Consider the following 23,982-nt stretch of genomic DNA (forward strand, 5'->3'; position numbering starts at 1 on the left):
GAGGAAGGATGAGAAACACACAAAAAGACGAGCCTGGTCGTCCGAGCTGGTTGGAACGTCTCCGGCACAAGCTCGACGAGGCCGACATCGCCGACATGCAGATGCGTCTGGACCAGCCGCCCCGGCAGGTGCGCACGTATCACCAGGCATTGGCTCGCCGATCCCAACTCGTTCTCGTGCAGCGAGTCCGCGAAGGCCAGTGGCTCGGTGCCGCACCGTACGGCTATCGCCGCGTCTCGCAGACGGCTGGGGACGACTCGGCCGGGCGGGAACAGCGATACCGGCTGGTCGTCGACCACAGTCGCGCCGACGCCGTGCCGGTGATCTTCGACTGGTACGTGGGCCAACGGATAGGAATCAGCGCGATTGCCGCTCGACTGGCCGGTGACGTGGACCGGTATCCAGCACCGCTCGACCAGCGAACCGGCCGACAGCGATACTGGACCGTGTACACGGTCAGGACGATCCTGACGAATCCGGCCTATCTCGGCTACGCCGTGTGGCGCCGCCGTTGGCACGGCCGAGTCCAGCCGCGAGAGCACTGGATCTGGTCGGACGGACCAAGCCACCCAGCCTTGGTGGACCCGGACCTGTTCTGGACCGCGTACGACCTGGCCTCCAGGCCACCGTGGCTCACCGCAGCGCTGGCCAGGACACGGTGATCGCACGAGATCCAGCCGGCGAGCGACGGTGGCCGAACCGGTGGGGCCTCAACAGCTCGATGTTGAGGCACCACCGCCATCTCAAGCCGCCGCTGTCACCGCAGTCGACCAACTACCGCGCCTGCGACCATCGGTGACTTGGCCGGCCACCGGGTACTCGTCGCGAACACGCCCCACCAGCGCACGAGCGCGCGTCGAGCTGACCCCCAACTTCTCCCGCAACTTGGCCGCAGGAATCGGCCGACGATGCGCCGTCCAATACTGCGCATCCGCACGCCGCGCGGCCTCCATCAGATCAGGCTCCTGCATGTCCCCGGACACACCAACTGCCGACGACTCGCCAACATCGGCATCCGCCACCTGGTCCTCGTGCAGCGCGGCCACAGTCGAGCTCTGCGCCTGGAATCCTTCGCGAATGCGAATTCGATGGATTGCCTCCAGCAACCGCGGTGCGGTCTCTGACCAGCCCATCAACAACAGCGGCCCCACGCTGTCGAATGCCGCCTTCCCGTACTGGCCAGCCATGATCGGCTCGGCAGTGTTCAGCGCGAGCGTCACCACGCACGACGCGATCAACAGCCGCTGGATCGGTGCCATCTCCGCAGCCGATGCACCGTGCACCGCGAGGAACCGCCGTGCGAGCAACAGCCCCACGACGGACAGGTCCACTGCCGGGCCAACCAACGGCGCGATCCACGGCGGGACCCCGAGCCGAAGCCCAAGCCCCCAGCAATTCCCGAACCCGAAAAGGAACGTCAACCCGGCGATCAACGCGACGGTGATCGTGATCGCTCGGACCGTGGCTTCCGCCTCAGCCGAGGACGTGACCGGATGCCCAGAGGACGAACGAGCCACAGCCGAAGTCGTCATCGCCGACCACCCGCCATCGGCCGACGTGGCTGGCGTTGGAGCGGCTTGATCGTGATCTCAGGGCCTTCGGCCAGCACCAAAGAGTTCGAATTGTGCGACGTTAGGTCCACCACAGGGTTGTTACTACAACCCCGACCTATATCGATGCCCAGAGCAGGAGGGCAACCCCTGAGGTTGGATCGTCACTCGCTGCGCGGGTGGCGCTCTTCTGCGTTCAGAGGGCGCTTGTCGCGATCGTCCTCGCGGGCGCCGGAACGTGCCCGCGTTGTAGGGGTAGAAGATCGCTTTGGTTGAGTAGGCGCCGTTGCAGCACCGGTAGAGCTGGTAGGCGGTAGCCGGGAGTCTGACGGCGGGCTTGCCTGGATGAGCCGGGCGCTGTGGTGAGGTCGGTGCCGGCCATGTCGAGTGGCTGGGTGAGGTGCCGTCGTTCGCGTTCTGATGTCGCGGAGTTCGGCTTTGACTCTCGTTACGGGAGCCTGCAGCTGGTGGATACGGGGCCTGGCGGAGGATGGCTCGGATCCGCACCTCAGCGGTGACGCCATCTTGGTTGCGCGCGCGGCGCATCCCGGGTGGTCAGTTCGGGTGTGCCGGCCTGGGAGGTTGGGAACGTGATTGGCCGCCGGGTGCGCGGCGTGGTCGCGGAGCACTGTTGTCCTGATCCACACCGAACCCGGCGGCCTGCCTCAGACCAAGCTCGTCCGTTCGGGTTTGCGACGTTCACAACCCGTGTCTTAACGGACAGCCTCGGTTGCCGCGCTTGCGACTCAGACTCGCTCGGCGCCGGGGTGGCCGTCGCTGATGCGGAAGGTCGCGCGGTTGCGGATCGGCGCGCCGCGCTTGGTGACGTGGTCGACGATGCGGTAGTCGGCGATCCACTCGGTGGGTGTGAGGGTGTTGCGCACGTATCCGCGCCGGCGGTTGATGAACTTGATGTGCGGATTCTCGGACAGTTGAACGGCATCGCTGTCGCGTTGGTCCACGCCGTCGCCGCCGCTGGAGATCGAGGTCCCGACCAGTTCGGTAGCCACGGTGGCGGATGCCGGGTCGTTGAAGTCGGCTTTGACGTCACAGACGTAGCTGGCGTGCACGTCGCCGGTGATAACGACGGGGTTGCTGGTGCCGGACGCGGCGAGGTGGTCGCGGACCGCGTCGCGCTCGACCCGGTAACCGTCCCAGGCGTCGTTGCTGAAGTTGGTGCCCGAGCCCGCGACGAAGTCGCGCTGTGAGAAGAACACCTGCTGGGCGAGTACGTTCCAGCGGGCGGTCGGTCCCCCGGTCTGCTCGAACAGCCACGCCTTCTGCTCGGCGCCGAGGATCGTACGACTGGGGTCGTGGCGCTCCGCGTCACCTACCTGGTCGCTGCGATACTGCCGGGTGTCGAGCAGGTAGATGTCGGCCAGATCGCCGAAGGTGAGCCTGCGGTACATGTGCACGTCAGGGCCGATTGGGCGTTGTGCGCGTCGCATCGGCATGTGCTCGTAGTAGGCCTGGAACGCCCTCGCGCGTCGTCGCCGGAACACTTCTGGGTCGGCGTCGGGTTCGTTGTCCGGCTGCGAGATGTCGCTTGCCCAGTTGTTTTCGACCTCGTGGTCGTCGAACACCATCGCCCACGGGAACGCCGCGTGCGCCGCCTGCAGGTCGGCATCGGAGCGGTACTGCGCGTGCCGCACCCGGTAGTCGGCGAGTGACCAGATCTCGGCGTTGGGCACGTGACCGCGGCCCAGATCGCCCTGCGCGTCGCCTTCGTAGATGTAGTCACCGAGGAAGGCGACCAGGTCGAGGTCCTCTTCCGCCATGTGCGCGTAGGCGTTGTAGAAGCCTACCGGGTAGTTCTGGCAGCTGGCGAACGCGAACGCGAACCGGTCGAGCCGGGTTCCGGGTGCGGGAGCCGTCTTGGTTCGGCCGACGGGGCTGATGGTCCTCTCGGCGCGGAACCGGTAGAAGTACTCTCTTCCCGGCTGGAGCCCGGATAGTTCGATGTGGACGGAGTGGCCCGCTTCCGGCTGTGCCAGCGACTGGCCCGCCGCCGCGATCCGGCGGAACTTTTCGTCCGTGGCGACCTGGTACTCCACCGAGATGGGCCGGTCCGGCATGCCGCCCCGGCCGTCCGCCGCGAGCGGGTCCGAGGCCAGCCGAGTCCACAGCACGACGCCGTCAGGCCACGGGTCGCCGGAGGCCACTCCGAGCGTGAACGGTGCCTGTGCGATCGACTGGGCACTCGACGTGCGCGCGAAAACCGACATCGATCCGAGCATCGAAGCACCAAGTGCGGCGGTTCCGGCAAGGACTCGGCGACGCGACGCGGACAGTGACGACAGGAATGTTCCGTCGTGATCGGGCATGCGATGCCTCCTGAGTCAAGTGCGCCACTCGGGTAGTCCGAGCGGTGCCAGTGGTCGCCACCATCAGCTCACGCGGAGTGAAACCGGACCACCATCAGCAGGTGAACACTCATGGGACAGAAGGGGGACGCGAAAAGGTGTCACGACACGGATCGTCAACTGCTTGCCGCGAAAGGGTCAGTCGGCGACCGGTTGACCGGTGTAGTCGGACTCGATGAACTGGTTGAGCAGGCCAACGAGCTGGGCGAGGAGGAGGGGCATCGAGGTCGACTGGGGGACCACGGCCCGTCGCCGGTTTGGTTCTTACGGCGGTACCGCGCCCGCACGAATTCGTTCCGTGAATGGTTGCGTCGATTCGGAAAACCATTTACCGAAGTGATGGCGCGCGTTCATTCTTGGTCTGCGGCGCTCGTCAGATGGTGCCCGTACGTTTCGGTGTCGTTCCCTTGTCTCTGCTCGAATATCTGGAGGAACGTCATGGATCGTCGTCATTTCCTGCGTGCCGCCGTCGCCGGCGCCGGCACCGTGGCCTTCGGTTTCAGCGTGACGCCCACCGCGATCGCGTATCCCGCCCGGACCGGCCCGAGCCCGTACGGCGAGCTGCGGGCCGCCGATGCCAACGGCATCATGCTGCCGTCCGGTTTCACCAGCCGGGTGATCGCGCGCTCCGGGCACGCCGTCGCCGGCACCGGCTACCCCTGGCACAGCGCGCCCGACGGCGGTGCGTGCTTCGCCGATGGCACGGGTTGGATCTACGTATCGAACTCCGAGGCCGGCAGCGGCGCGGGTGGAGTGAGCGCGGTCCGCTTCGACTCCGCCGCCACGATCACCGACGCGTACCAGATCCTGTCCGGCACCACCCGCAATTGCGCGGGTGGGCCGACGCCATGGAACACCTGGATCTCGTGCGAGGAGCACGACGGCGGCTACTGCTGGGAGACCGACCCGTGGGGCGCCAAGGCCGCGGTGCGCCGCGACGCGATGGGCCGGTTCACCCACGAAGCCGCGGCATGCGACCTGGTCCGCGAGGTCGTCTATCTCACCGAGGACAAGCCCGACGGCGGCTTCTACCGGTTCGTTCCCGCCACGTGGGGTGACCTTTCCAGCGGCACACTCGAAGTACTCACCGACGAGCTCACCTGGGTAACGATCTCGGACCCGGAGGGCAGGCCCCGTGCTACCCGCAGGCAGGTGCCGAACATGAAGGTCTTCAACGGTGGCGAGGGTGCCTTCTACCGCAACGATGTCTGCTATTTCACCACCAAGGGCGACAACAAGGTGTGGGCATACAACGCCGCGTCGAACACCCTCGACGTCGTCTACGACGACAACCTCACTTCGAACCCACCGCTGTCCGGTGTGGACAACATCACCGCCGACAGCCACGTCGGTGATCTCTACGTCGCCGAGGACGGCGGGAACATGGAAATCTGCGTCATCACACCCGACGACGTCGTCGCGCCGTTCCTGCGGGTCACCAACCAGAACTCCTCCGAACTGTGCGGAGTGGCATTCAACCCGGCCGGCGACCGGATGTACTTCTCCTCGCAGCGTGGCACCGCCGGTTCGTCCAGCGATGGCATCACCTACGAGATCAACGGCCCGTTCCGCACCTCGCTGACCGGTTGACACCCCAGCTGATCGACACGAGTGGCCGGTGTCGCTGCTGACGCATCGGCCATTCACGTCAGTGAGCCGACGCGGACAGTCGGCCCGGCCTGCCGTATCTCCACGGCAACCGCTGGCAGTCAGCGGATCACGCGGCGCCTCCGACGCTGCTGAGAAGCCGCTCCACGAACCAGAACAGCCCGAAGGTCGCGGCCATGCCCGCGGCCACAGGTTGTGCGTGTTTCGACCAGTCTCTCCTGCGAATGAGCAGCAGCAGCGGGAAGACGACGGTGATGATTAGCAGTTGTCCCGCTTCGATGCCGAGGTTGAACCCGAGCAGGCCGCCCGCGAGCGCTCCGCCGGTCTCACCGCCGAGGCTCAGGTTGGTCGCGAAACCCAGGCCGTGCACCAGTCCGAAGCCGAACACGAGGTACGGCTGGTGCCGTGGTTCCCTGGCGAGCGCCGTCTCGGCAGCGGCGTACACAATAGACAGCGCGATGAGCGGTTCGATGATCGCGTCGGGGACGTGGACCCAGCCGAAGACAGCCATGGCGAGGGTGGCGCTGTGCGCGACAGTGAAGCAGGTGACCAGTATCATCACCGCCCGCCACGTTGTCGCGCCCAACAGCAGCACAACAACGAACAGCAGGTGGTCGAACCCGCCGAGGATGTGCTCGATCCCAACGGGGGCGTTCTCGACCAACGCAGAGATCATGCTTCCCCGCCCTTTTCTGTACCCGCAGCGCGTGCGCGCAGCAGCCAGCCGATTCTGCCGACCACCCCGGCCGCCGCGACGGCGATGATGAGCGGCACCCAGCCGCTCCAAGGTTTGGTCGCGGTTGTGCCGAAGTCCCAGCGGTGGGTGTCGTTCGACTTGGTGTAGATGACTTCCCCTGGCTCGGCCTCGGCAATGGCTTTCGTCCGGTAGCGCTCGTCGACGTCCGTGAGCGCGGTGATCTGGACGTCCACCGCTGCCACCTCGGCCGGGCAGGTGAAGGTGAGTGGCATGCCCTTGCCCAGGAACGTCTCCGCGTCGTCTGGGACGGAGCCCACCTCGCCGGTACACCGTGTCCCGGCCTGGGTGACGCTGATGTGTGCGAGCAGGTAGTCGCGGACCGCGGGTGAGCGGCGGATCGCCTGGAAGGCGGTGATCGTGCCCGGTGGGGTGGGCAGCGCGCCGACGGTGTGCCCCAGCGAGACCCAATCGTCCTCTGAGGCGATCCAGGACACCGTCACGGTGTCGCCGTCGGCCGCGAGTTGGGCGCCGAGCGGTGATCCGAGCGGGTGGGCGTCCGCGGCAACTGGGCTGGTGATCACCGCGAGTGGTACCAGCGCACAAAGGGCCTGCCACCGCCACCGCGTGAGTATGGAGGACACTCGAGGTCCTTTGCTGTCCTTGGCTTGCCTGGTGGTTGCGGAGTCGCCGCACGCGAGCCACGGTTGTCGTGGCTCGCGTGCGGCGAGCGGTGGTGCTCAGCCGGTTGGCTGCGCGAACTTCTCCGTGCGGAACTGCATCGGCGGGCGTTCGTCAACGACCTCGAACTGGATGCTGCTGACGAACTCGCGACCGTCCGCGTCGGTTGCCCTCACGGTGGCGGTATGGCCACCCACCTCAAGATCGGCGGGCAGGGGCAACCGCCACAGGTGGCTGGACCGGTCGGCCCACAACCAGCGGGGCAGCGGCTGTGCCGGGCCGGGGCCGAACTTGTCGCCGCGGAAGACCTCCCAGCCTTGGGCGCGCGCGTCACCGGAGGTGCTCGCGAGCCCGTAGCGGGTCACCTGCACTTGCCGCATGACGGCGTACGGGTCGGTGTACTCCGCACCGGCGCGCTGCCCCTCGCCCGTCGCATTCTGGGTGGGGGTGGCCCGCACCGGTTCTCGGTCGTCGATCCGCACGGTGACTTCGGAGCTGGTGGTGCCGTTCCAGACGTTGGCCACCAGCCAGCTACCCCCGTCGGCCAGGTCCGCAGTCGTCAGCAGGTTGGGGTCGCCGAGGTCGTTGATGTTCACCGGCGGTGGCGTCGCCGAGGTCGGTGGGTTCTGCGCACTCCACTCGTCGATGGCGCGGTACCACTCACGGAAGAACGGCGACGACAGCGACAGCGACATCTGCTCGTCGGCGGGGCGCCCGGTGGCGCGGTAGGTGTCGACGTACTCGTTGCCGTCCACCTTGAGGTTCACGTAGCCGGGTGGCGCGCCGCCGCGTTGCAGGGTTTCGGGCAGGCCGTCGACGCCGAGGTCGCCGGTCCACCACGAGCCGGATGCCGCGCCCACCACGATGTGCTGAAACGGCACCGCGTTGACGCCGACGTTGTCCTTCCAACCCGCGTAGCTGTCGCCCCGCTCGAAGTTCTCCAGGGCTTGCGTGTGGCCGGACACCGAGAGCGCGGGTCGGCCGTCGAGCAGTCGGTACAGCTCGGTGACGTCGTCGGTCTGGTGCTTGGTGGTGTTCATGTCGCGGTAGCCCACCAGCGGGATGTGCGTGGCGATGACGACAAGCTTGTCCTTCGGCACGGTGGCCAGGTCGTTGGCCACCCACGCCAGCTGCTCCTCGCCGATCACCCCGTTGTAGGTCGGGTGGTTCGTGGGGTCGTCGCAGAAGGCGTGTTTGCCGTCGGCGTTGTCGTCCGGGGTGCACGGGTAGCGCACGTTGTCCAGCCCGATGAAGTGCATGTCACCGACGTCGTAGGAGTAGTACGACGGTCCGATCTCGCGCCGATAAGTGTCGAACGAGTTCTTGTCGTCGGTGGCGTCGAAGTCGATGTCGTGGTTTCCGGGCACCGCTCGCACCGGAACGTCGGACAGGCCCATCACCTGCTTGATGCGCGGGTACAGGCCGAGGTCATCACCGGTTACGTCGCCGACGATGAGTGCGCCACACGCGTCGAGGTCGTCACGCTGAGCCAGGTCGGCGACGACGCCGTCACGCAGGTATCCGATCTCCCGGTTGCTGTAGGTCTGCGTGTCACCGATGACGGCGCAGTCCATCTCGCCCCGCTCGGGGGAGCGCAGCAGTGGGAAGTTGATCGCCTTGGGCAGCGGACCGGTCGGGGGCAGGCCGTCGAACCGCAGGTCGGGCGAGCCGTCCGGGAGGTGGTGATAGAAGAACTGCGGGAACCCGTCGGAGTCCACCGGCGTCAGGTACCCCGATGGTTTGGTCACGAACACGGTCATGCCGTCATACACCGGCAGCTCGTAGCTGCCGTCGCGGCCGGTGCGCACCACGTCCCTCCCGTTCGAGACGGCGACACCCGCGACCCCTCGCTCACGGTTCCCGTCGTGACGGCTGTCCCGATCGACGTCGTGGAACACGACGCCTCGTGCTGTCTTCGGTGGCTCGGCGGCGGAGTCACGCACCACCTCGACCGAGCCCACGTAGTCGGTCGGCTTGATCGCGGACTGGTCACCTGCTGAGGACGCCGAGACCGTTGCCGTCGCGACGGCCAGCGTCACCGCAACGACGCTGCCTCGTCGAAACCACGATCTTCTTCGTAATAGCTTCGTCATGACACCTCGTTCTGCAGTCGCAACATTCGGAGGAACTGGACATTCGGCCCGACGTGACCCTCACTCACTGCGCTGACGAACGCCGCATCTCGTCCGTGAAGCACGAATGGCGATCGCGTTAATTTCAGTCATAAAGCGACCACGCTGCTGCCCACGGAAAGCGCCGGGCCTATCGGTGCAGGCGGCTGCCTTCGAACGGGCTGTTCGCCGCCTTCCTCGTCGCCCCGACGAAGAAGGCGGCGGCGGGTGCGTACTGCGCACCGGCTGGCCACGTGGGTCCGGGTTCAGTCTCGCGGAGGGATCTCGGTCGTGTGCGGTACCGCGCCGTTGATGTCGCGAAACCGCACGGTCATCACTTCGGTGGCCGCCTCGATGGTGACCTCGCCGAAGAACTGATGGCCGAACACCGGGTTGTTCATTTCGGTCGACGGTGCGAGCTTCTCGAAGACCACCCGCAGGCCGAAGGTGACGTGTTACCGTGCCCGGCCACCTGCACGGCCGCGTTCAGCGGACCGGACACGAACTCCCAGAACGGGTCGAAGTCGGTGAAGGACGCCAGGGAGGGGTCGTAGTGGTGCGCCGAGGTGAAATGCACGTCCGCGGTCAGCCACACCATGTTGCGGATCTTGTTGCGCTTGGCGAACGAGAGCAGTTCGGCGATCCCCAGCTCCCGGCCGAGCAAGGTGCCGTAGCGGCGCACCCGGTAGATGCGGCCGTCCCCGGCACGTTGCGGTGTGATCGGTCGACGGTGTGAGCAGCGGGCCCCGGATCTGCCGTGTCACACGGAAGTCATCGAACGGGCTCACCTCGATCCGCATGCGTACGGCACGGTCGGCGAGGGCCCACACGATGGCGTCTTTCGCGCTGACGTCGCCCGCCTGTATGCCGTGAGTGATCAGGGACTTCCTGAGCGGGCAAGGGCAGGAGCTACCTGTGTGGGTGCGAGTGCGGACGCGACGACCGCGCCGCCGGTGAGCAGCAGCGAGCGGCGGGACAGCAGGGAGTCGGTTCGGGAGCGTTTCTGGCCATGGCTGGCTCCAAGTGGTCGACGTAGCGTGTGCCGCCCGGGACGGTCGCTGCCAGTCTTCGACACCATGCCGGAGCATCGACCCGCTCCACGCCAGCTGTCCGACGGGTGAACTGTCGGTGCCCGCAGCGCGAACACGGCGACTCCTGGCTACCTGTGCCGCACTGGAGATCGAGGAGGCGTCCGGTGGCGAGCTGCTACGCCGCCCGACCGGGGCGTGTCACGGCCGGACGAGGAGGGTGGCCGTGCGTGTGGCGTTCAACGGTTCACCTCGATCAGGAGCGGGGCCGCGAGGGCGGTCTGGTCCTTTGCGCTCGGGTGCCGCCGGGTGCCCGACAGGGCCAGAGCGGCCGCCGCGGTCAGCAGGATTGCGGCGACGGGGAAGGCGCCAGGAACGGACAGCAGGCTGACGGCGAGCGCGCCGAGCACGGGCCCGCCGACCTGTCCCAGATCAAGCAGCCCGCTCACCATGCCCACCGCGGTGCCGCGCGCTTCGGCGGGTATCACCGCGGCTGCCACGTTGAGCACGGACTGGACGAGTGCGGCGAAGCAGAATCCCTGGGCCAATCGCAACGGCAGCAACATCTCCGGTGCGGTGGGCAGCGCCTGCAGGCCGACGGCGACACCGCAGCACGCGGTCGCGATCGCGAAGCCGGCGTGTACCGAGCGCCGGTCGTTGCGCCTGCCCCACCACAGCCCACCCGGCAGCGACGCCGCCCACGTGACCGCCTGCAGTGTCCCTACCCACACCGTCGCGGACGCCATTGAACTGGTGATCTGCTCTACTCGCGGGGCGAAAACCACTACCAGCGCGTAGATGGCCGCCTGTGCGAGGAGACCGGCCAGCAGGATCGAGCGGCTGTACCGGTTGCCCAGCAGCCGAATCGCCACCTCCCGCAGTGCCCATCTCGATTCGCCGCCGCCATGTCCGGGTGCGCCGTCATGTGCGCGAGGCAGCACGACGAGCGCCAGGCAGGCGGAGGCCAGCAGCAGCGCCGCGACGCAGCCGAACAGCGCCTCGAAGCCGAACTGTCCGGCGAGCACGCTGCCGACCAGAGGTCCGAGCAACGAGCCTGCCGCGGTGGCGCCGAACAACCCGCCCAGCGCACGGCCTCGCCTGCCGGGTGCGGACAGCGAACTGACGTAGGTGGCCGTCGCACTCGCCACCCCGCCGAATGCGCCCTGCAGGAGGCGATAGGTGAGGAACTCGCCGGGACCGTCAGCCAGCGACAGCAACCCGACCGCGAGTGCCAGTCCCGCGTGCGCGCGCACCACCATGGCCTTGTGGCCGTACCGGTCACCAACCATCCCCCACAGCGGTGCGGTGATCAGCTGGGTCACCGCGGGCGCGGCCAGCGCGACCGCGGTCCACCACGGCACGGCCGCGGCCGTGACTCCGAGGTCCGAAAGGTAGAACGGGAGCAGCGGGACCACGACGGTGAGCCCGGCTACGGCGGCGAACTGGCCGAACCACAGCACTGGGACGGCGCGGTTGCGCGGCAGGCTGAGCGGAGCGTCCATCACGGCACCGCCGTTCTCGCTGGCCAGCCGTCGTCGTAGCCAAGATCCGGGTAGGCGGCTGCCACAGCGGTCTCGCCCCTCACGGTGCTCCCTCGGCTCGGTGCCTCGATCTGATGTTAGGCAAGGCTAAGCTAATCGACACTGGTCTAGTCAATGCGCCGAGAGTCACAGCGAGAGCGGTCGGCGACCTGTTCCGTGGAAGTTAGGTATGCCTTACATTAGTCCGCATGTCATGGGCGGGGGCGCGATCACTCGGCAGACCGGCCATCGGCCTGCTTGTCGCACTGCTGCTACTCACGGCCGCGGTGCTGTTCGGCCTGGCCTTCGGTAGCCGTGCTCTGCCACTGCCCGACGTACTGCACGTTTTGGTCAGGCGTGACGAGAGCGACGCGGCGATCATCGTGTGGGAGCAGCGCATTCCGCGAACACTGCTGGGGGTGCTGGTCGGCGCCGCGCTGGGCGTCAGCGGAGTGCTCGCCCAGGCCATCACCCGCAACCCGCTGGCTGATCCGGCGCTGCTCGGTGTGTCGGCCGGTGCGGCGCTGGCGATCGTCGTCGGGACCTTCGCGTTCGGCATCACGACCTTGGCGACACAGATCGTGGCCGCCAGCGTAGGCGCGGCGGTGGTTGGTGGGGCTGTGCTGTCGCTGGCAGGCTACGGTCGCGCCGGTATGGCACCGTCGTCGCTCGCCCTGGTGGGGTTGTCGGTGTCCGCGATGATCGTGGCGGTCATCTCCGTCCTGGTCCTGCTCGACGCCAAGACCCTCGACGAGTACCGGTTCTGGCTGGTGGGTGCGTTCGCGGGTCGGGGGACCCCTACCCTCACCACCGTCACGCCGGTGCTGCTCGCCGGATTGGCGCTCACCGGCGTGGCCGTGCGCGGGCTGGATGCGCTGGCGCTCGGCGACGACGTGGCGCGTGGCATCGGCATCCGGGTCAGCCGAACCCGACTCGTCGCCGGACTCGGTGTCATCCTGCTGACGTCGACCGCTGTCGCGGCGGTCGGGCCGATCGGCTTTGTCGGGCTGGTTGTACCGCATGCCGCCCGCGCGCTCACCGGACCGAGGCACGGTTGGCTGCTGCCCTACGCGGCGGTGCTCGGTGCGACGCTGCTGGTCGCGGCCGATGTGGTCGGACGGGTAGTCGTGCGGCCGGGGGAACTGCAGGTCGGCGTGGTCACGGCGGTCGTCGGCGCTCCGGTCGTGCTGCTGCTGGTGCGGCGGGCCAAGCTCGCAGGAGCGGTGCTGTGAGTAACACCCCGATGTCCATCGCCCGCTCGGGCCCCGCACTGGTCGGCCGGTCGCGCAACGGAGCCCTCAGTGTGCTCATCCGTCCGCGCGGCTGGGTACTCGGTTCGGCGATGTTCGGGCTGCTGCTTTTCCTTTGTGTGCTGGCCATCGCCGTGGGTACCCGGACGATCCCGCTCGACCAGGTGCTCAGCGGGCTCGTCGGACAGGCCGATCGCGCGACCACGTTGACAGTCCAGCGCTTCCGCCTGCCTCGCGTCGCGGTGGCTGTTCTGGTCGGCGCCGCGCTCGGCCTCTCTGGTGCGATCGTGCAGTCGGTGACGCGTAACCCGATCGCGGCCCCCGACGTGATCGGAGTGACCGCGGGTGCCAGTTTCGGTGCCGTGATCGTGCTGTTGGCCTTCGGCGGTGGCACGGTCGGCTACGGGGGTGCGGCCGCCGAACTGTCCCGGATCGGATTGCCTGTCGGGGCGGTCATCGGTGCGTTCTTCGCCGCGGTCGTCGTCCTGGGCGTCGCAAGCTCGCGCGGGCGCGGTGGCGCGGGCGGGACGTTCAGCACGCAGCGGGTCGTGCTCGTGGGCATCGTGTGCCACGCCGCCTTCATCGCGCTGGTGCACTGGAGTTTGACGATTGGCGACGTCGATCAGGCCGCGAAGGCGGCCGTATGGCTGGTCGGAAGCCTGCATGGCGGCGGCTGGGAACACGTTGCCGGGGTGGGACTCGCGCTCACCGTGTTGCTGCCGAGCGCACTGCTGCTCGGCAGGCGGCTGAGCGTGCTCGCGCTCGGTGAACCGACCGCGGCCACGCTGGGCGTTGCCGTCGCGCGGACCCAGGTCGCCTCGTTCGCCGTCGCTTTCGCCTTGGCCGGTACCGCTGTGGCCGCCGCGGGGCCGGTGAACTTCGTGGCGCTGCTCGCACCACAGCTCGCTCGCCGGATCGTTGGCACATCCGCAATCCCGCTGGTGGTGTCCGCGCTGGTGGGCGCGGTCGTGCTGCTCGCGGCGGACCTCGTGGCCCGGCTGCTCGTCCCCGGCACCGAGCTTCCCGCGGGCGCGGTGACGGCCCTGGTCGGCGCGCCTTACCTGCTGTGGTTGGTGGTTCGTACCGGAGGTGGTCGATGACCAGGATCTCGCACGATCTCGATCAGCAGCTTTCCGGGGTCGACGCGTCGAGTTTGCGAGCCGAACGGCTGCGGGTCGGCTATGGCGCCGACAGGGCGGTGATCGAGCAGCTTGACCTCGAACTGCCCCCCGGTGCGGTGACAGCGATCATTGGCGCCAACGGCTCCGGCAAGTCGACCCTGCTGCGCACGCTGGCGCGGTTGCTCCGGCCGTCCCGTGGACAGGTGCTTTTGGACGGTCGTGATATCCATCGCATGCGTACCCGGGATGTCGCAAGGAGGATGGGCCTGCTGCCGCAGGCGCCGACCACGCCGGAAAGTATCACGGTGCGAGACCTTGTCCGTCGCGGTCGCACGCCGCACACCTCGGTGTGGCGACAATGGTCCGAAGCGGACGAAAAAGCCCTGCTCGCGGCCCTGGCTTCGACCGATCTCACCGAACTGGCCGACGAACCCGTCGACACGCTGTCCGGTGGGCAGCGGCAGCGCGCCTGGCTGGCGCTCGTCATCGCCCAGAACACGCCTTGGCTGCTGCTCGACGAGCCCACCACCTTCCTCGACATCGCCCACCAGATCGACGTGCTGGAACTTGTGCGGCGACTCAACCGAGAGGGCGGTCGAACGGTGGTGATGGTGCTGCACGATCTCAATCAGGCCTGCCGATATGCGGATCACCTTGTCGCGCTGCGCTCCGGTGCCGTCGTCGCCGCGGCTGCGCCCGTCGACATCGTTACCGAAGAACTGGTCGCGAGGGTGTTCGACGTGCGAGCGCGGATCGTGCCCGATCCGGTGGCCGGTACTCCGCTTGTCGTTCCGGTCGGTCGGGCCACGTGACGATCACCTCTTCCGTATGACGTTCCGACTCGGCTAACTTTGAGCAAAGTAAGGCTTGCCTAAGTAAACTGCTGGAGGACTTGTGCAACCATGCACGCGAGGAGTCGGGGCGAAGATCGTTGCCGCGCTCGCCGGCCTGGTACTGACCGCCGGCCTGACCGCCTGCGGTGGCGGTGAGGCGCGCGAGAGCGCCAACCAGGGTGGTACCGCGCAGGCCGGGTTTCCGCGAACGGTGCAGCACGACAAAGGATCGACCAGGATCGAGACGAAGCCGGAGCGCATCGCAGCGCTCGACCCGAGCCTGGTGGAGGCCGTCCTCGCGCTGGATCGGCCGCTCGTCGGTGGTATCGGCAGTTACGGCGACAACAGGGACTTCCCTTCGTACCTCGGCGATGCCGTTGGCGGCACCGAGGAGGTCGGTCCACTGGAAGCGCCGAACCTGGAGGCGGTCGCCGCCCTCGAGCCGGACCTGATCGTTTCGGCCACCGTGCGCCACGACGCGCTGTACGACGAGCTTTCCGCCATCGCGCCGACCGTGTTCGTCGAGACCACAGGTCCGATGTGGAAGGACAACATCACCAAGCTCGGCGAGGCGCTCGGGGCGGAAACGAAGGCCGATGAGGCGCTGGCCGCCTACGAGCAGCGCGCCGCCGCACTGGGCAAGGCGATCAACGAGAAGGCGAGCAACCCCACGATCTCGGCCATCCGGTTCATGGGGGGCCCAACCCGCTTGCTGGGCAACGAATCATTCACCGGCATCGTTCTCGACGACATGGGCCTGGCGCGGCCGAAAGCGCAGGACGTCGACGAGTTCGCGGTGGAGATCGGCGAGGAGCAGATCCGCAAGGCCGACGGCGACCACGTTTTCGTCTCCACGTACGAAGGCGGCGACCAGTCCAGGGAGCGCTTCCTGCGCAACCCCCTGTGGCGCCAGCTCAACGCGGTAAAGGCAGGCAATGTCCACGAGGTGAACGACGCCACCTGGATGCTCTCGGTTAGCCTGCAGGGCGCGAACTTCATGATGGACGACATGGCGCAGATCTTCGAGGTCGACCCGATGCGCCGGTAGTGGCCTGCTGACGTGGGGTCCCACCGGTTCCCGGTGGGTGGCGTGGCAGCCGAACCACTTCGTGACCGCTGGGAATCGAGGATCGCGACGCGGGCGAGCGCGGCACACCGGTCGCGCTCGCCCGGGCGCGGCCCTCAGCCGCCGGAAACGGTAATCCGCCGCGGCTTGGCCGAGGCGCTCTTGGGAGCGCGGACCGTCAGCACACCGTCCGCCAGGCTCGCGTCGATCTTGTCCGCTTCCACGTCCTGCGGCAGCGTGACGCTGTAGTGGAACCGGCCGATCCGGCGGGTGCGGTGCCGAAACCAGCCCTCGCGCTGCTTCTGCTTGCGCTCACCGTTGATCCGCAACTCCCGGCCGGTGAGGTCAACCGTGAGGTCCTCCCGCTTCACGCCGGGCACCTCTACCTCCACCAGGTAGGCGTCCTCGGTCTCCGAGAGGTCGGCCATGGGCGACCAGCCGCGCCACGCCGGCTCGGCGACGTTCATGGCGGAGTACAGCATGCGGCTCAGTTGGTTGGAGAGGTCCTCGAACTCGAAGAGCGGACTCCACCGATCCACCGGACTGGAGGACCGGACAGCTGGCAGTGCCATCACTCATCACCTCCACGACACAGTGCACATCAGCTGCACATCGTGACGACTTCGCGGCTCGCTGTGAGCCTCGCATCGGCTCCAACACCGTTGAGCGCTGCCGTGTTCCCAAAATTGAGTCGCTGGCACTCAATCAGCGCCAACCGGTTGGCGACGGGAATACATTCCATTGATTCATGGAATGACGTACTATCGGCCTGGGTTGCCGAACCTGGGATGGAGTTGGTCGCGCCATGAACGTCGAGTCGCGCAAGCAGTCACCGGCGGTGTCGTCCACCGCGGGCAGGGCGCTGGAGGTCAGCCGGTGAAACCGCCCACCTCGTCGACGTCGGGCCGCCGGATAGAACTCGGCCTGCGGGCCAACGCCGCGCAGTTCACCCTCCTCGTCGCCGTCAACGCCCTGGTCGGCTGCATGTTAGGGCAGGAGCGAACGGTGCTGCCGCTGCTCGGCGAGCGCGAGTTCGAGCTGACCGCCTACACCGCCGGACTGACGTTCATCCTCGTCTTTGGCATCGCCAAGGCCGCCACCAACTACTTCGCGGGCACGTGGTCGGATCGGTTCGGCCGCAAGCCTGTCCTGGTGGCAGGCTGGTTGGTGGCCGTCCCGGTGCCGCTGCTGTTGATCTGGGCACCGTCGTGGGGCTGGGTCATCTTCGCCAACGTGCTACTCGGTGTCAGCCAGGGACTCACCTGGTCCACCACCGTGGTGATGAAGATCGACCTTGTCGGTCCGGCTCGCCGTGGTCTCGCGATGGGGTTCAACGAAGCGGCGGGCTACGCGGCCGTGGCCGTCACCGCTTTGGCCACCGGCTACCTCGCCGAGGCCTACGGGCTTCGTCCGGCTCCGTTCCTGCTCGGGCTTGCCTTCGCCGCGCTCGGCCTCGGCCTTTCCGCCCTCGTGGTGCGTGAAACCCGTGACCACGCAAGGTTCGAGGCGGCAAACCACGTCGCCCGCGCGGATGGAAGGCACGACCACCTGCACAGCGAGTTGCGCGACCGCGACGTGTTCCGCCAAACCAGCTTCTCCGAACCCGCGCTGTCCTCGGCCAGCCAGGCCGGGCTGGTCAACAACCTCAACGACGGCCTCGCATGGGGACTGTTCCCGATCCTGTTCGCCGCGGCGGGCCTTTCGGTCGGCAAGATCGGCATTCTTGCCGCGCTGTACCCGGCGGTCTGGGGTGTCGGGCAGTTGTTCACCGGTGCGCTTTCGGACCGCTGGGGTCGCAAGTGGATGATCGTCTCCGGGATGTGGCTACAGGCGTTCGCGCTGGCTCTGATCGCCCTCGTCGACCATTTCGGTGGCTGGGCGGTGGCCGCGGTCCTGCTGGGCGCGGGCACCGCACTGGTGTATCCCACCTTGCTCGCCTCCATCGGCGACGTGGCACATCCCGCGTGGCGAGCACGGTCGGTCGGCGTCTATCGGCTGTGGCGAGACGGCGGGTTCGCCGCGGGCGCGTTGCTCGCGGGTGTCGTAGCCGACCTGATGGGTGTGCGGGCCGCAGTGTGGACCGTCGCCGCGTTGACCGCGTTGTCGGGGCTGATCGTCGCTGTGAGGATGTACGAGACCCTGCATCGTCCGGCCAGATCGTAAGGACCAAGGAGGTAGGCGATGGGTGAGCGTGCCGCGAAGGATGCCCTCTACGCCGAGTTCGCGGCCGTCGGCAAGGTGCTCGGTCACCCGAAACGCCTTGAACTGCTCGACCTGCTGGCTCAGGGGCCACGCAGCGTCGAAGACCTCGCCACCGCCGCGAGCCTTGGAATGAGCAGCTGTTCGGCACACCTGCAGACACTGCGCGAGGCGGGACTGCTGCGTACTCGCCGTGACGGCAAGCGTGTCTACTACTCGCTGGCCGATGACGACGTCGCGCGCCTGTGGGAATACCTGCGTCGCGTCGCGCAGCATCATCGGCCGCACACCGAGCTGGCGCGACGTGACTACCTCGGTCCCGACGACACGGAGGCGGTCGGCTCCGAGGAACTGCTGCGTCGCTTGCGCGGCGGTGACGCGCTCGTCATCGACGTACGTCCCGGTCCGGAGTACGAGGGGGGTCATTTGCCGGGTGCCGTCCACATCCCACTTGAGGAGTTGGCCGACCGGCTCGCCGAACTGCCTCGTGACAAGGAGATCGTCGCCTACTGCCGTGGCGAGTACTGCGTGCTGGCCCACGATGCCGTTCGGTTGCTGTCCGCAAACGGGTTGACGGCACGGCGTGCGGCGCAGGGAGTGCTCGAATGGCGGCTGGCAGGCCACCCCATCGAGGTCGGAGCGGCCTGACCCGGATCGCTACCCCCGCAACATCTTGACATGGGATCCTGTCAAATTGCATTCTGACTGAGCTGCCTGTCAAAAATGTCGCGAGGAGGCGCCGGAGATGGCCGATCATCAGGCTGAGTGCCCGCGCCACCCAGGTCGCGGTGTTGACAAGACCGACGGGCCGCTGTCCATCTCCCCGGAGTTCGCGCACTGACAAGGAGTCGCGATGGTTTCCCTCGTCGAACGCACTACCCACGCGGCCCGACAACGGCTGTCCACCGTGCTCGCCGTGCCTGCGCCGAACCGGGTGGACGACGCGCTACTGCGGTTCAGCAGGCGCTGGCCCGCCACCGACCTCGCTCCGGTGCCGCGGGGCAGTGGCCTTCGGCCCGTTCCGGGTGACTACGGCCCACCGCTGGTCGGGCACCTGCTCGACTACATCCGGTTCGGCAACGACCTGCTGCGCGACCGCTACGAGCGCTACGGTCCGGTGTCGTGGATGGGAGCGTTCGGTACCCGCGTGGTGACCGTCGCCGGTCCGGAAGCGACGCAGTTGGTGCTCACCAACAAGGACAAGGTCTACTCGCAGGACGGCTGGACCTTCCTGATCGACCAGTTCTTCCGTCGCGGCCTGATGTTGCTCGACTTTGACGAGCACAGAACCCACCGCCGGATCATGCAGGACGCGTTCACCCGCGACCGGCTGACCGCGTATGTACGGCAACTGGCGCCGAGGGTTCGCGACAGCGTTCCGGAATGGAACAGCACCAGGCCCGTGCGCCTGTACTGGCTGTTGAAGGATCTGACGCTGGACGTCGCCAACGACGTGTTCATGGGCGGCCGTGGCGGTGGGGCGGATCACCAGCGGATCAACCAAGCCTTCGTGGCCACCGTCCGTGCCGCGAGTTCGTTGGTGCGTTATCCCCTTCCTGGCACCCGGTGGCGGGCAGGCGTGCGCGGCCGCGAGGTGCTGGAGGACTACTTCGCGCGGCATCTTCCCGCGGCTCGCGCGAGCAACGGCGACGACCTGTTCTCCGCGCTGTGTCAGGCGACCACGCCCGAAGGTGAGCGCTTCAGTGACGACGACGTCATCAATCACATGATCTTCTTGATGATGGCGGCGCACGACACCTCGACCATCACCACCACCGCGGCCGCGTACTACCTGGCAAAACACCCCGAATGGCAGGAGAAGGCACGGCAGGAGTCGCTTGCACTCGGCGACGCGCCCGTCGACATCGACGTGCTGGAGGGGTTGGAGGCGCTCGACCTGATCATCAAGGAGACGCTGCGGCTGCTGGCTCCGGTTCCGATGCTGATGCGCAGGACCGTGGCCGACACCGAGCTGCTCGGCCACCACCTTCCGAACGGCACTCTCGTCGCGGTCGCACCGGGGGTCAACCATTTCGTCCCGGAGTGCTGGAGTGACCCGGACGCGTTCGATCCACAGCGGTTCGTTCCGCATCGCCGTGAGGACTCCAGTCACCGGTTCGCGTGGCTGCCCTTTGGCGGTGGCGTGCACAAGTGCATCGGCCTGCACTTCGGCACGCTGGAGGTCAAGGCGATCCTGCACGAGATGTTGCGGACCTATACCTGGTCGGTTCCGCAGCGCTACGAGGCGCGCTGGGACAACACCTCGCTGCCGGTCCCTGCCGACGGCATGCCGGTACGGCTCACCCGTCGTTGAATCGCCGTTGCGCACGGCCGGCGAAACGCGAGAGTGAACCCGAGGGACCGTCATTTGTGAAACAATAGTTTGTCGACGCGGGAATCGTTGGTGGAATGCAGGAGTTCGCAGGAATCCTGTGGCTTGGCGGTCACTCCACTGAGGTCACACTGTCGTAGTGCGCGATCGTTTGCGTTGTTACTTTCCGGACGGTGTGGACGGTTGAGCAGCTTCTTTCGGGTGAGTAATGAATGTGCCGCCCTTACTCTCGGCATATTGACCGGGTCAAAACGGTTGCCCGGCGGGTCAGGGCGATGCGGTATTGCCGTCGGCGTCTGATAAAACAAGATCACGCGCGAGGGCATTCGGCGACAGGCGCATTCCGTTCATGGGATGCGCGATCCGCTTTGTCGACGTGGCCCCCTGTGTGGCGACAGGGGGCCACGTAATCGTCCTACGCAACCCGGAACGAAGTTAAGGAGTACGTAGCACGTGTCGACTGTACAACCCCGGTCATGTAGCGCGCTAGCTGGCTGCGCTGGATGCACGGAAAGGGGGACGCGAAGGCGTAAGCCCAGGCACCGGGCCGCCGACCGCAGTTACGACAGTATCGAGGAGTTGGTGATCGCGGCCGCGTTGACGTCCGCGGGTCGGTCGGGTCGCAGGTACACGGGCAGGCACAGGGCGCAGAGTCCGCCCCCGTGGCAGGTGTTGCGGAGTCCCGTCATGTCCGAACGCGGAATTGGCACGGTGCGGCTCGCGGCACTGATCATCGCGACGCTGCTGGCGCTGTTCGTGATACTCCTGCTCGGTCTACCCGCCTGGCAGCCGGTGCTGTTCTTCCTGGTGGGGATGGCAATGCTGGGGCATGTCGCCGGCCATCGTCGGCGCACGGCGATTTCCGCCTGACAGCGGTTACGGCGCACGTGGTCGTGTCGCGAGTTTGGGCGGCACGACCGCGGGCTCGGACCCGGGGCCGTGAGCGGGAACGCAGAACTCGCGGGCGGGAGCGGGGGACTCGCGGGCGAGTCAGCCGACGCCGATCGCCTTGCGAACGGACGACAGTACCCTGCCTGCCCGCTCCCGTGCCTTCCGCGCTCCGTCGGCGAGCGCCTCGTCGAGTTCGCTACCCGGTTCGAGTAACGCCTCGTACCGCGAACGCATCGGGGCCAGCTCGGTGTTGAGCACCTCGAACAGCACGTTCTTCAGCTCACCCCAGCCCATTCCACCCGCTTCCAGCCGCTTGCGCGTGTCGGCGACGACATCGGCTGCCGACGGCGGGGCGACCTGCTCCAGAATCTGGAACACCGCCGAGCTGTCCGGGTCCTTCGGGTCCTCCACCGGCGTGCTGTCGGTCGGAATCCTGCGAACCAGCTTCTTCAACTGGTTCTCCGGGAGGAAGAGCGGAATGGTGTTGTCGTAGGACTTGCTCATCTTCCGCCCGTCAAGGCCGGGCAGCGTCTGCCCGCTGCCGGTCTCCGGAACGATGGCCTGCGGGATCTTGAACGAGTAGGACTTCCCGTAGATGTGGTTGAAACTGCCCGCGATGTCGGCGGCGTACTCCACGTGTTGGACCTGGTCCTTACCCACCGGCACCACGTCGGACTCCATGATGAGGATGTCCACGGCCATCAGGATCGGGTAGTTGTACAGCCCCATGTTCACGCCCGCGTCGGGGTCCTCGCCCGCCTCCAGGTTGCGGTCACGGGCCGCCTTGTAGGCGTGGGCGCGGTTCATCAGTCCCTTGCCGGTGACGCAGGACAGGATCCAGTTCAGCTCGAAGATCTCAGGCACGTCGGACTGGACGTAGAAGATGGTCCGTTGCGGGTCGAGGCCCGCGGCCAGCCACGCGGCCGCGACCGAGCGCGAGTACTGCCGGAGCAGCTTCGGGTCGCGGATGGTGGTGAGCGCGTGGTAGTCGGCGATGAAGTAGACGGAGTCGTACTGCTCGGCCAACCGCAGCGCCGGACGGATCGCACCGATCAGGTTGCCCAGGTGTGGCTCACCGGTCGGCTTGATGCCGGTCAACGAGACCTTGGCTACGGGCTGTGACATGCGGCCATCCTACTGACCTGGTGCCATCGGGCGAGGCCAGGCCGCCTCCGGCACCGATTCCCGCAACCGGCCGCGGGTAGCCTGGCCAGATGTCGGAGCACATGACCCCGGAGGAGTTTCGCGAGCACGGCAAGCAGGTCGTTGACTGGATCGCCGACTACCTCGCCACCATCGAGGACTATCCGGTGCGTTCCCGGGCCCGACCCGGTGAGATCCGCGCGGCGTTGCCCGCACATCCGCCGGAACAAGGCGAACCGTTCGAATCCGTGCTCGCCGACTTGGACCGCGTCGTGTTGCCCGGCATCACACACTGGCAACACCCCTCGTTCTTCGCGTACTTCCCAGCCAACGCCAGTGGGCCTGCCATCCTCGGTGACCTGCTTTCGGCAGGGCTCGGCGTGCAGGGCATGGTGTGGGCGACCAGTCCGGCCTGCACGGAACTGGAGACGGTGGTGGTCGACTGGCTGGCGGAACTGCTCGACCTGCCATCCCACTTCCGCACCGACACGGCGGGCGGCGGGGTGATCCAGGATTCGGCGTCCAGCGCGAGCCTTGTCGCGGTGCTCGCCGCGATCCAGCGGGCAGGTGGCAGGGCCGGTGACGGCAGGCGTTACTCGATCTACGTCTCGTCGCAGACCCACTCCTCGCTGGAGAAGGCGGCGCGGATCGCGGGGATCGGCGCCGAATACGTCCGCGCCGTCGACGTGGACCCCGACACACTCGCGATGGACCCGGCACAGCTGGACGCGCTCATCGCCGAGGACGTCGCCGCGGGGGTGACGCCCGCACTGGTGTGCGCGACGATCGGCACGACGTCCACCACCGCGATCGACCCGGTGGCCAGGATCGGCGAGGTGTGTCGTGCTCGCGGGATCTGGCTGCACGTGGACGCCGCCTATGCCGGGGTTTCGGCGGTCTGCCCCGAACTGCGGTGGATCAACGAGGGAGTGGCCGCCTTCGCCGACTCCTACGTCACCAACCCGCACAAGTGGCTGTTGACCAACTTCGACTGCTCGGTGTTGTGGTTGGCCGACCGCGCGCCGCTGATCGAGGCACTTTCCATCCTGCCCGAATACCTGCGCAACGCCGCCAGTGCTTCGGGAGAGGTCATCGACTACCGCGATTGGCAGATCCCGCTGGGCAGGCGGTTTCGCGCGTTGAAGTTGTGGTCGGTGATCCGCTGGTACGGCGCGGAGGGGTTGCGCGCGCATGTGCGCAGCGGCATCGAGTTGGCCGCGAAGTTCGCCGCGCTGGTCAGGGCGCACCCGGGATTTCGACTACTTGAACACCATCCGTTCAGCCTTGTCTGTTTTCGGCCGGTATGGCCAGGGATGTCCACTGCGGACGCCAACGAGGCGACCCTGTCGCTGCTGGAGCGCCTCAACGACTCAGGGCAGTTGTACCTGAGTCACACCAAGGTCGGTGACGAGGTGCTCCTCCGGTTGGCCGTCGGGGCCCCGATGACACAACTGCGGCATGTTCAAGCCGCATGGGACCGCATTCGGACGGAGTACGAGCAGGCCCGTTGAGGTTCACCCACGCCGACGGGCAACTCACGGTCCACACCGCAGGACTCACGGTCCGCACCGCAGGACTCGCGGGCAGGAGCG

At 67.3% G+C, this 23,982-nt stretch carries 21 protein-coding genes and 1 pseudogene; 11 read left to right on the plus strand and 11 right to left on the minus strand.

The features are described 5' to 3' along the window. Nucleotides 1–8: 8 nt before the first annotated feature. On the plus strand, nucleotides 9–662 hold the full coding sequence (locus tag FHU38_RS04360) for a recombinase family protein (RefSeq protein ID WP_167166726.1): 654 nt from the start codon (nucleotides 9–11) through the stop codon (nucleotides 660–662). An 81-nt stretch (nucleotides 663–743) separates the two neighbouring features. Here FHU38_RS04360 and FHU38_RS04365 read toward each other — a convergent pair whose 3' ends face one another. Next, nucleotides 744–1,331 carry a hypothetical protein gene (locus FHU38_RS04365; protein ID WP_167166728.1) on the minus strand — a complete coding sequence of 196 codons (588 nt, stop codon included), beginning with the start codon at nucleotides 1,329–1,331 and terminating at the stop codon, nucleotides 744–746. A gap of 965 nt (nucleotides 1,332–2,296) precedes the next feature. Next, complete coding sequence (locus tag FHU38_RS04370; protein WP_167166730.1) at nucleotides 2,297–3,874, minus strand: alkaline phosphatase D family protein; 1,578 nt, start codon at nucleotides 3,872–3,874, stop codon at nucleotides 2,297–2,299. A gap of 477 nt (nucleotides 3,875–4,351) precedes the next feature. On the opposite strand from FHU38_RS04370, the gene FHU38_RS04375 reads away from it, so the two are divergent. Then, nucleotides 4,352–5,503, plus strand: coding sequence for an alkaline phosphatase PhoX (locus FHU38_RS04375; protein WP_167166732.1), 1,152 nt, complete (start codon nucleotides 4,352–4,354; stop codon nucleotides 5,501–5,503). 127 nt (nucleotides 5,504–5,630) lie between these two features. Here the strand turns inward: FHU38_RS04375 and FHU38_RS04380 are convergent, their stop codons facing one another. From FHU38_RS04380 to FHU38_RS04400, 7 genes and pseudogenes are all read right to left on the minus strand, one after another. Next, on the minus strand, nucleotides 5,631–6,197 hold the full coding sequence (locus tag FHU38_RS04380) for a HupE/UreJ family protein (RefSeq protein WP_167166734.1): 567 nt from the start codon (nucleotides 6,195–6,197) through the stop codon (nucleotides 5,631–5,633). Further along, nucleotides 6,194–6,859 (minus strand): hypothetical protein, encoded by a 666-nt coding sequence (locus FHU38_RS04385; RefSeq protein WP_167166736.1) that lies wholly within the window; start codon nucleotides 6,857–6,859, stop codon nucleotides 6,194–6,196. The genes FHU38_RS04380 and FHU38_RS04385 overlap by 4 nt, the downstream gene beginning before the upstream one ends. Nucleotides 6,860–6,955: 96 nt before the next feature. After that, entirely contained in the window at nucleotides 6,956–8,935 is a 1,980-nt protein-coding gene (locus FHU38_RS04390; RefSeq protein WP_208415554.1) for a calcineurin-like phosphoesterase C-terminal domain-containing protein, read from the minus strand. A gap of 338 nt (nucleotides 8,936–9,273) precedes the next feature. Then, entirely contained in the window at nucleotides 9,274–9,408 is a 135-nt protein-coding gene (locus FHU38_RS27660) for a hypothetical protein (RefSeq protein WP_279590170.1), read from the minus strand. After that, entirely contained in the window at nucleotides 9,405–9,689 is a 285-nt protein-coding gene (locus FHU38_RS28105) for an alkaline phosphatase D family protein (protein ID WP_390623228.1), read from the minus strand. The genes FHU38_RS27660 and FHU38_RS28105 overlap by 4 nt, the downstream gene beginning before the upstream one ends. Nucleotides 9,690–9,723: 34 nt before the next feature. Then, a pseudogene (locus FHU38_RS28110) lies at nucleotides 9,724–10,095 on the minus strand (hypothetical protein); the annotation flags it as partial. A 179-nt stretch (nucleotides 10,096–10,274) separates the two neighbouring features. After that, entirely contained in the window at nucleotides 10,275–11,537 is a 1,263-nt protein-coding gene (locus FHU38_RS04400) for an MFS transporter (protein ID WP_167166740.1), read from the minus strand. A gap of 227 nt (nucleotides 11,538–11,764) precedes the next feature. Between FHU38_RS04400 and FHU38_RS04405 the strand changes: the two genes are divergently transcribed. The 4 genes from FHU38_RS04405 to FHU38_RS04420 all read left to right on the plus strand — a co-directional run bounded on the left by FHU38_RS04405 (nucleotide 11,765) and on the right by FHU38_RS04420 (nucleotide 15,807). Continuing rightward, nucleotides 11,765–12,787, plus strand: coding sequence for a FecCD family ABC transporter permease (locus tag FHU38_RS04405; protein WP_167166742.1), 1,023 nt, complete (start codon nucleotides 11,765–11,767; stop codon nucleotides 12,785–12,787). Further along, nucleotides 12,784–13,905, plus strand: a complete 1,122-nt coding sequence (locus FHU38_RS04410) for a FecCD family ABC transporter permease (protein ID WP_167166743.1) — start codon at nucleotides 12,784–12,786, stop codon at nucleotides 13,903–13,905. The genes FHU38_RS04405 and FHU38_RS04410 overlap by 4 nt, the downstream gene beginning before the upstream one ends. Beyond that, nucleotides 13,902–14,738, plus strand: coding sequence for an ABC transporter ATP-binding protein (locus FHU38_RS04415; RefSeq protein ID WP_167166745.1), 837 nt, complete (start codon nucleotides 13,902–13,904; stop codon nucleotides 14,736–14,738). Before FHU38_RS04410 ends, FHU38_RS04415 begins: the two co-directional genes overlap by 4 nt. An 82-nt stretch (nucleotides 14,739–14,820) precedes the next feature. Then, nucleotides 14,821–15,807, plus strand: coding sequence for an ABC transporter substrate-binding protein (locus FHU38_RS04420; protein ID WP_167166747.1), 987 nt, complete (start codon nucleotides 14,821–14,823; stop codon nucleotides 15,805–15,807). Between the two features lie 134 nt (nucleotides 15,808–15,941). Here FHU38_RS04420 and FHU38_RS04425 read toward each other — a convergent pair whose 3' ends face one another. After that, nucleotides 15,942–16,397: an Hsp20/alpha crystallin family protein gene (locus tag FHU38_RS04425; RefSeq protein WP_167166749.1), complete on the minus strand. Its 456-nt coding sequence runs from the start codon at nucleotides 16,395–16,397 to the stop codon at nucleotides 15,942–15,944. Nucleotides 16,398–16,701: 304 nt separating this feature from the next. Here FHU38_RS04425 and FHU38_RS04430 point away from each other — a divergent pair, with 304 nt between their 5' ends. The 4 genes from FHU38_RS04430 (at nucleotide 16,702) to FHU38_RS04445 (ending at nucleotide 21,226) form a co-directional block, all read left to right on the plus strand. Further along, nucleotides 16,702–17,988 carry an MFS transporter gene (locus FHU38_RS04430; RefSeq protein ID WP_167166751.1) on the plus strand — a complete coding sequence of 429 codons (1,287 nt, stop codon included), beginning with the start codon at nucleotides 16,702–16,704 and terminating at the stop codon, nucleotides 17,986–17,988. Nucleotides 17,989–18,006: 18 nt separating this feature from the next. After that, the gene (locus FHU38_RS04435; protein ID WP_167166753.1) at nucleotides 18,007–18,672 is read left to right on the plus strand and encodes an ArsR/SmtB family transcription factor; all 666 of its coding nucleotides are present in this window, start codon (nucleotides 18,007–18,009) and stop codon (nucleotides 18,670–18,672) included. 205 nt (nucleotides 18,673–18,877) lie between these two features. Next, the gene (locus FHU38_RS04440) at nucleotides 18,878–20,338 is read left to right on the plus strand and encodes a cytochrome P450 (RefSeq protein WP_167166755.1); all 1,461 of its coding nucleotides are present in this window, start codon (nucleotides 18,878–18,880) and stop codon (nucleotides 20,336–20,338) included. Between the two features lie 705 nt (nucleotides 20,339–21,043). Next, complete coding sequence (locus tag FHU38_RS04445; RefSeq protein WP_167166757.1) at nucleotides 21,044–21,226, plus strand: hypothetical protein; 183 nt, start codon at nucleotides 21,044–21,046, stop codon at nucleotides 21,224–21,226. Between the two features lie 120 nt (nucleotides 21,227–21,346). Here the strand turns inward: FHU38_RS04445 and FHU38_RS04450 are convergent, their stop codons facing one another. After that, complete coding sequence (locus tag FHU38_RS04450; protein WP_167166759.1) at nucleotides 21,347–22,372, minus strand: tryptophan--tRNA ligase; 1,026 nt, start codon at nucleotides 22,370–22,372, stop codon at nucleotides 21,347–21,349. Nucleotides 22,373–22,473: 101 nt separating this feature from the next. Here FHU38_RS04450 and FHU38_RS04455 point away from each other — a divergent pair, with 101 nt between their 5' ends. Further along, nucleotides 22,474–23,901, plus strand: a complete 1,428-nt coding sequence (locus tag FHU38_RS04455; protein ID WP_167175520.1) for an aminotransferase class I/II-fold pyridoxal phosphate-dependent enzyme — start codon at nucleotides 22,474–22,476, stop codon at nucleotides 23,899–23,901. Nucleotides 23,902–23,982 lie beyond the last annotated feature (81 nt).

This window comes from Saccharomonospora amisosensis, assembly GCF_011761185.1.
Taxonomy (GTDB): domain Bacteria; phylum Actinomycetota; class Actinomycetes; order Mycobacteriales; family Pseudonocardiaceae; genus Saccharomonospora_A; species Saccharomonospora_A amisosensis.

What these genes read in the sequence shown, in the direction of transcription:
- FHU38_RS04450 (WP_167166759.1), bottom strand. Translation starts at nt 22,372, where the DNA reads ATGTCACAGCCCGTAGCCAAGGTCTCGTTGACCGGCATCAAGCCGACC.
- FHU38_RS04405 (WP_167166742.1), top strand. Translation starts at nt 11,765, where the DNA reads ATGTCATGGGCGGGGGCGCGATCACTCGGCAGACCGGCCATCGGCCTG.
- FHU38_RS04380 (WP_167166734.1), bottom strand. Translation starts at nt 6,197, where the DNA reads ATGATCTCTGCGTTGGTCGAGAACGCCCCCGTTGGGATCGAGCACATC.
- FHU38_RS04375 (WP_167166732.1), top strand. Translation starts at nt 4,352, where the DNA reads ATGGATCGTCGTCATTTCCTGCGTGCCGCCGTCGCCGGCGCCGGCACC.
- FHU38_RS27660 (WP_279590170.1), bottom strand. Translation starts at nt 9,408, where the DNA reads ATGAACAACCCGGTGTTCGGCCATCAGTTCTTCGGCGAGGTCACCATC.
- FHU38_RS04360 (WP_167166726.1), top strand. Translation starts at nt 9, where the DNA reads ATGAGAAACACACAAAAAGACGAGCCTGGTCGTCCGAGCTGGTTGGAA.
- FHU38_RS04455 (WP_167175520.1), top strand. Translation starts at nt 22,474, where the DNA reads ATGACCCCGGAGGAGTTTCGCGAGCACGGCAAGCAGGTCGTTGACTGG.
- FHU38_RS04435 (WP_167166753.1), top strand. Translation starts at nt 18,007, where the DNA reads ATGGGTGAGCGTGCCGCGAAGGATGCCCTCTACGCCGAGTTCGCGGCC.
- FHU38_RS04440 (WP_167166755.1), top strand. Translation starts at nt 18,878, where the DNA reads ATGGTTTCCCTCGTCGAACGCACTACCCACGCGGCCCGACAACGGCTG.
- FHU38_RS04415 (WP_167166745.1), top strand. Translation starts at nt 13,902, where the DNA reads ATGACCAGGATCTCGCACGATCTCGATCAGCAGCTTTCCGGGGTCGAC.
- FHU38_RS04445 (WP_167166757.1), top strand. Translation starts at nt 21,044, where the DNA reads ATGTCCGAACGCGGAATTGGCACGGTGCGGCTCGCGGCACTGATCATC.
- FHU38_RS04370 (WP_167166730.1), bottom strand. Translation starts at nt 3,874, where the DNA reads ATGCCCGATCACGACGGAACATTCCTGTCGTCACTGTCCGCGTCGCGT.
- FHU38_RS04400 (WP_167166740.1), bottom strand. Translation starts at nt 11,537, where the DNA reads ATGGACGCTCCGCTCAGCCTGCCGCGCAACCGCGCCGTCCCAGTGCTG.
- FHU38_RS04425 (WP_167166749.1), bottom strand. Translation starts at nt 16,397, where the DNA reads ATGGCACTGCCAGCTGTCCGGTCCTCCAGTCCGGTGGATCGGTGGAGT.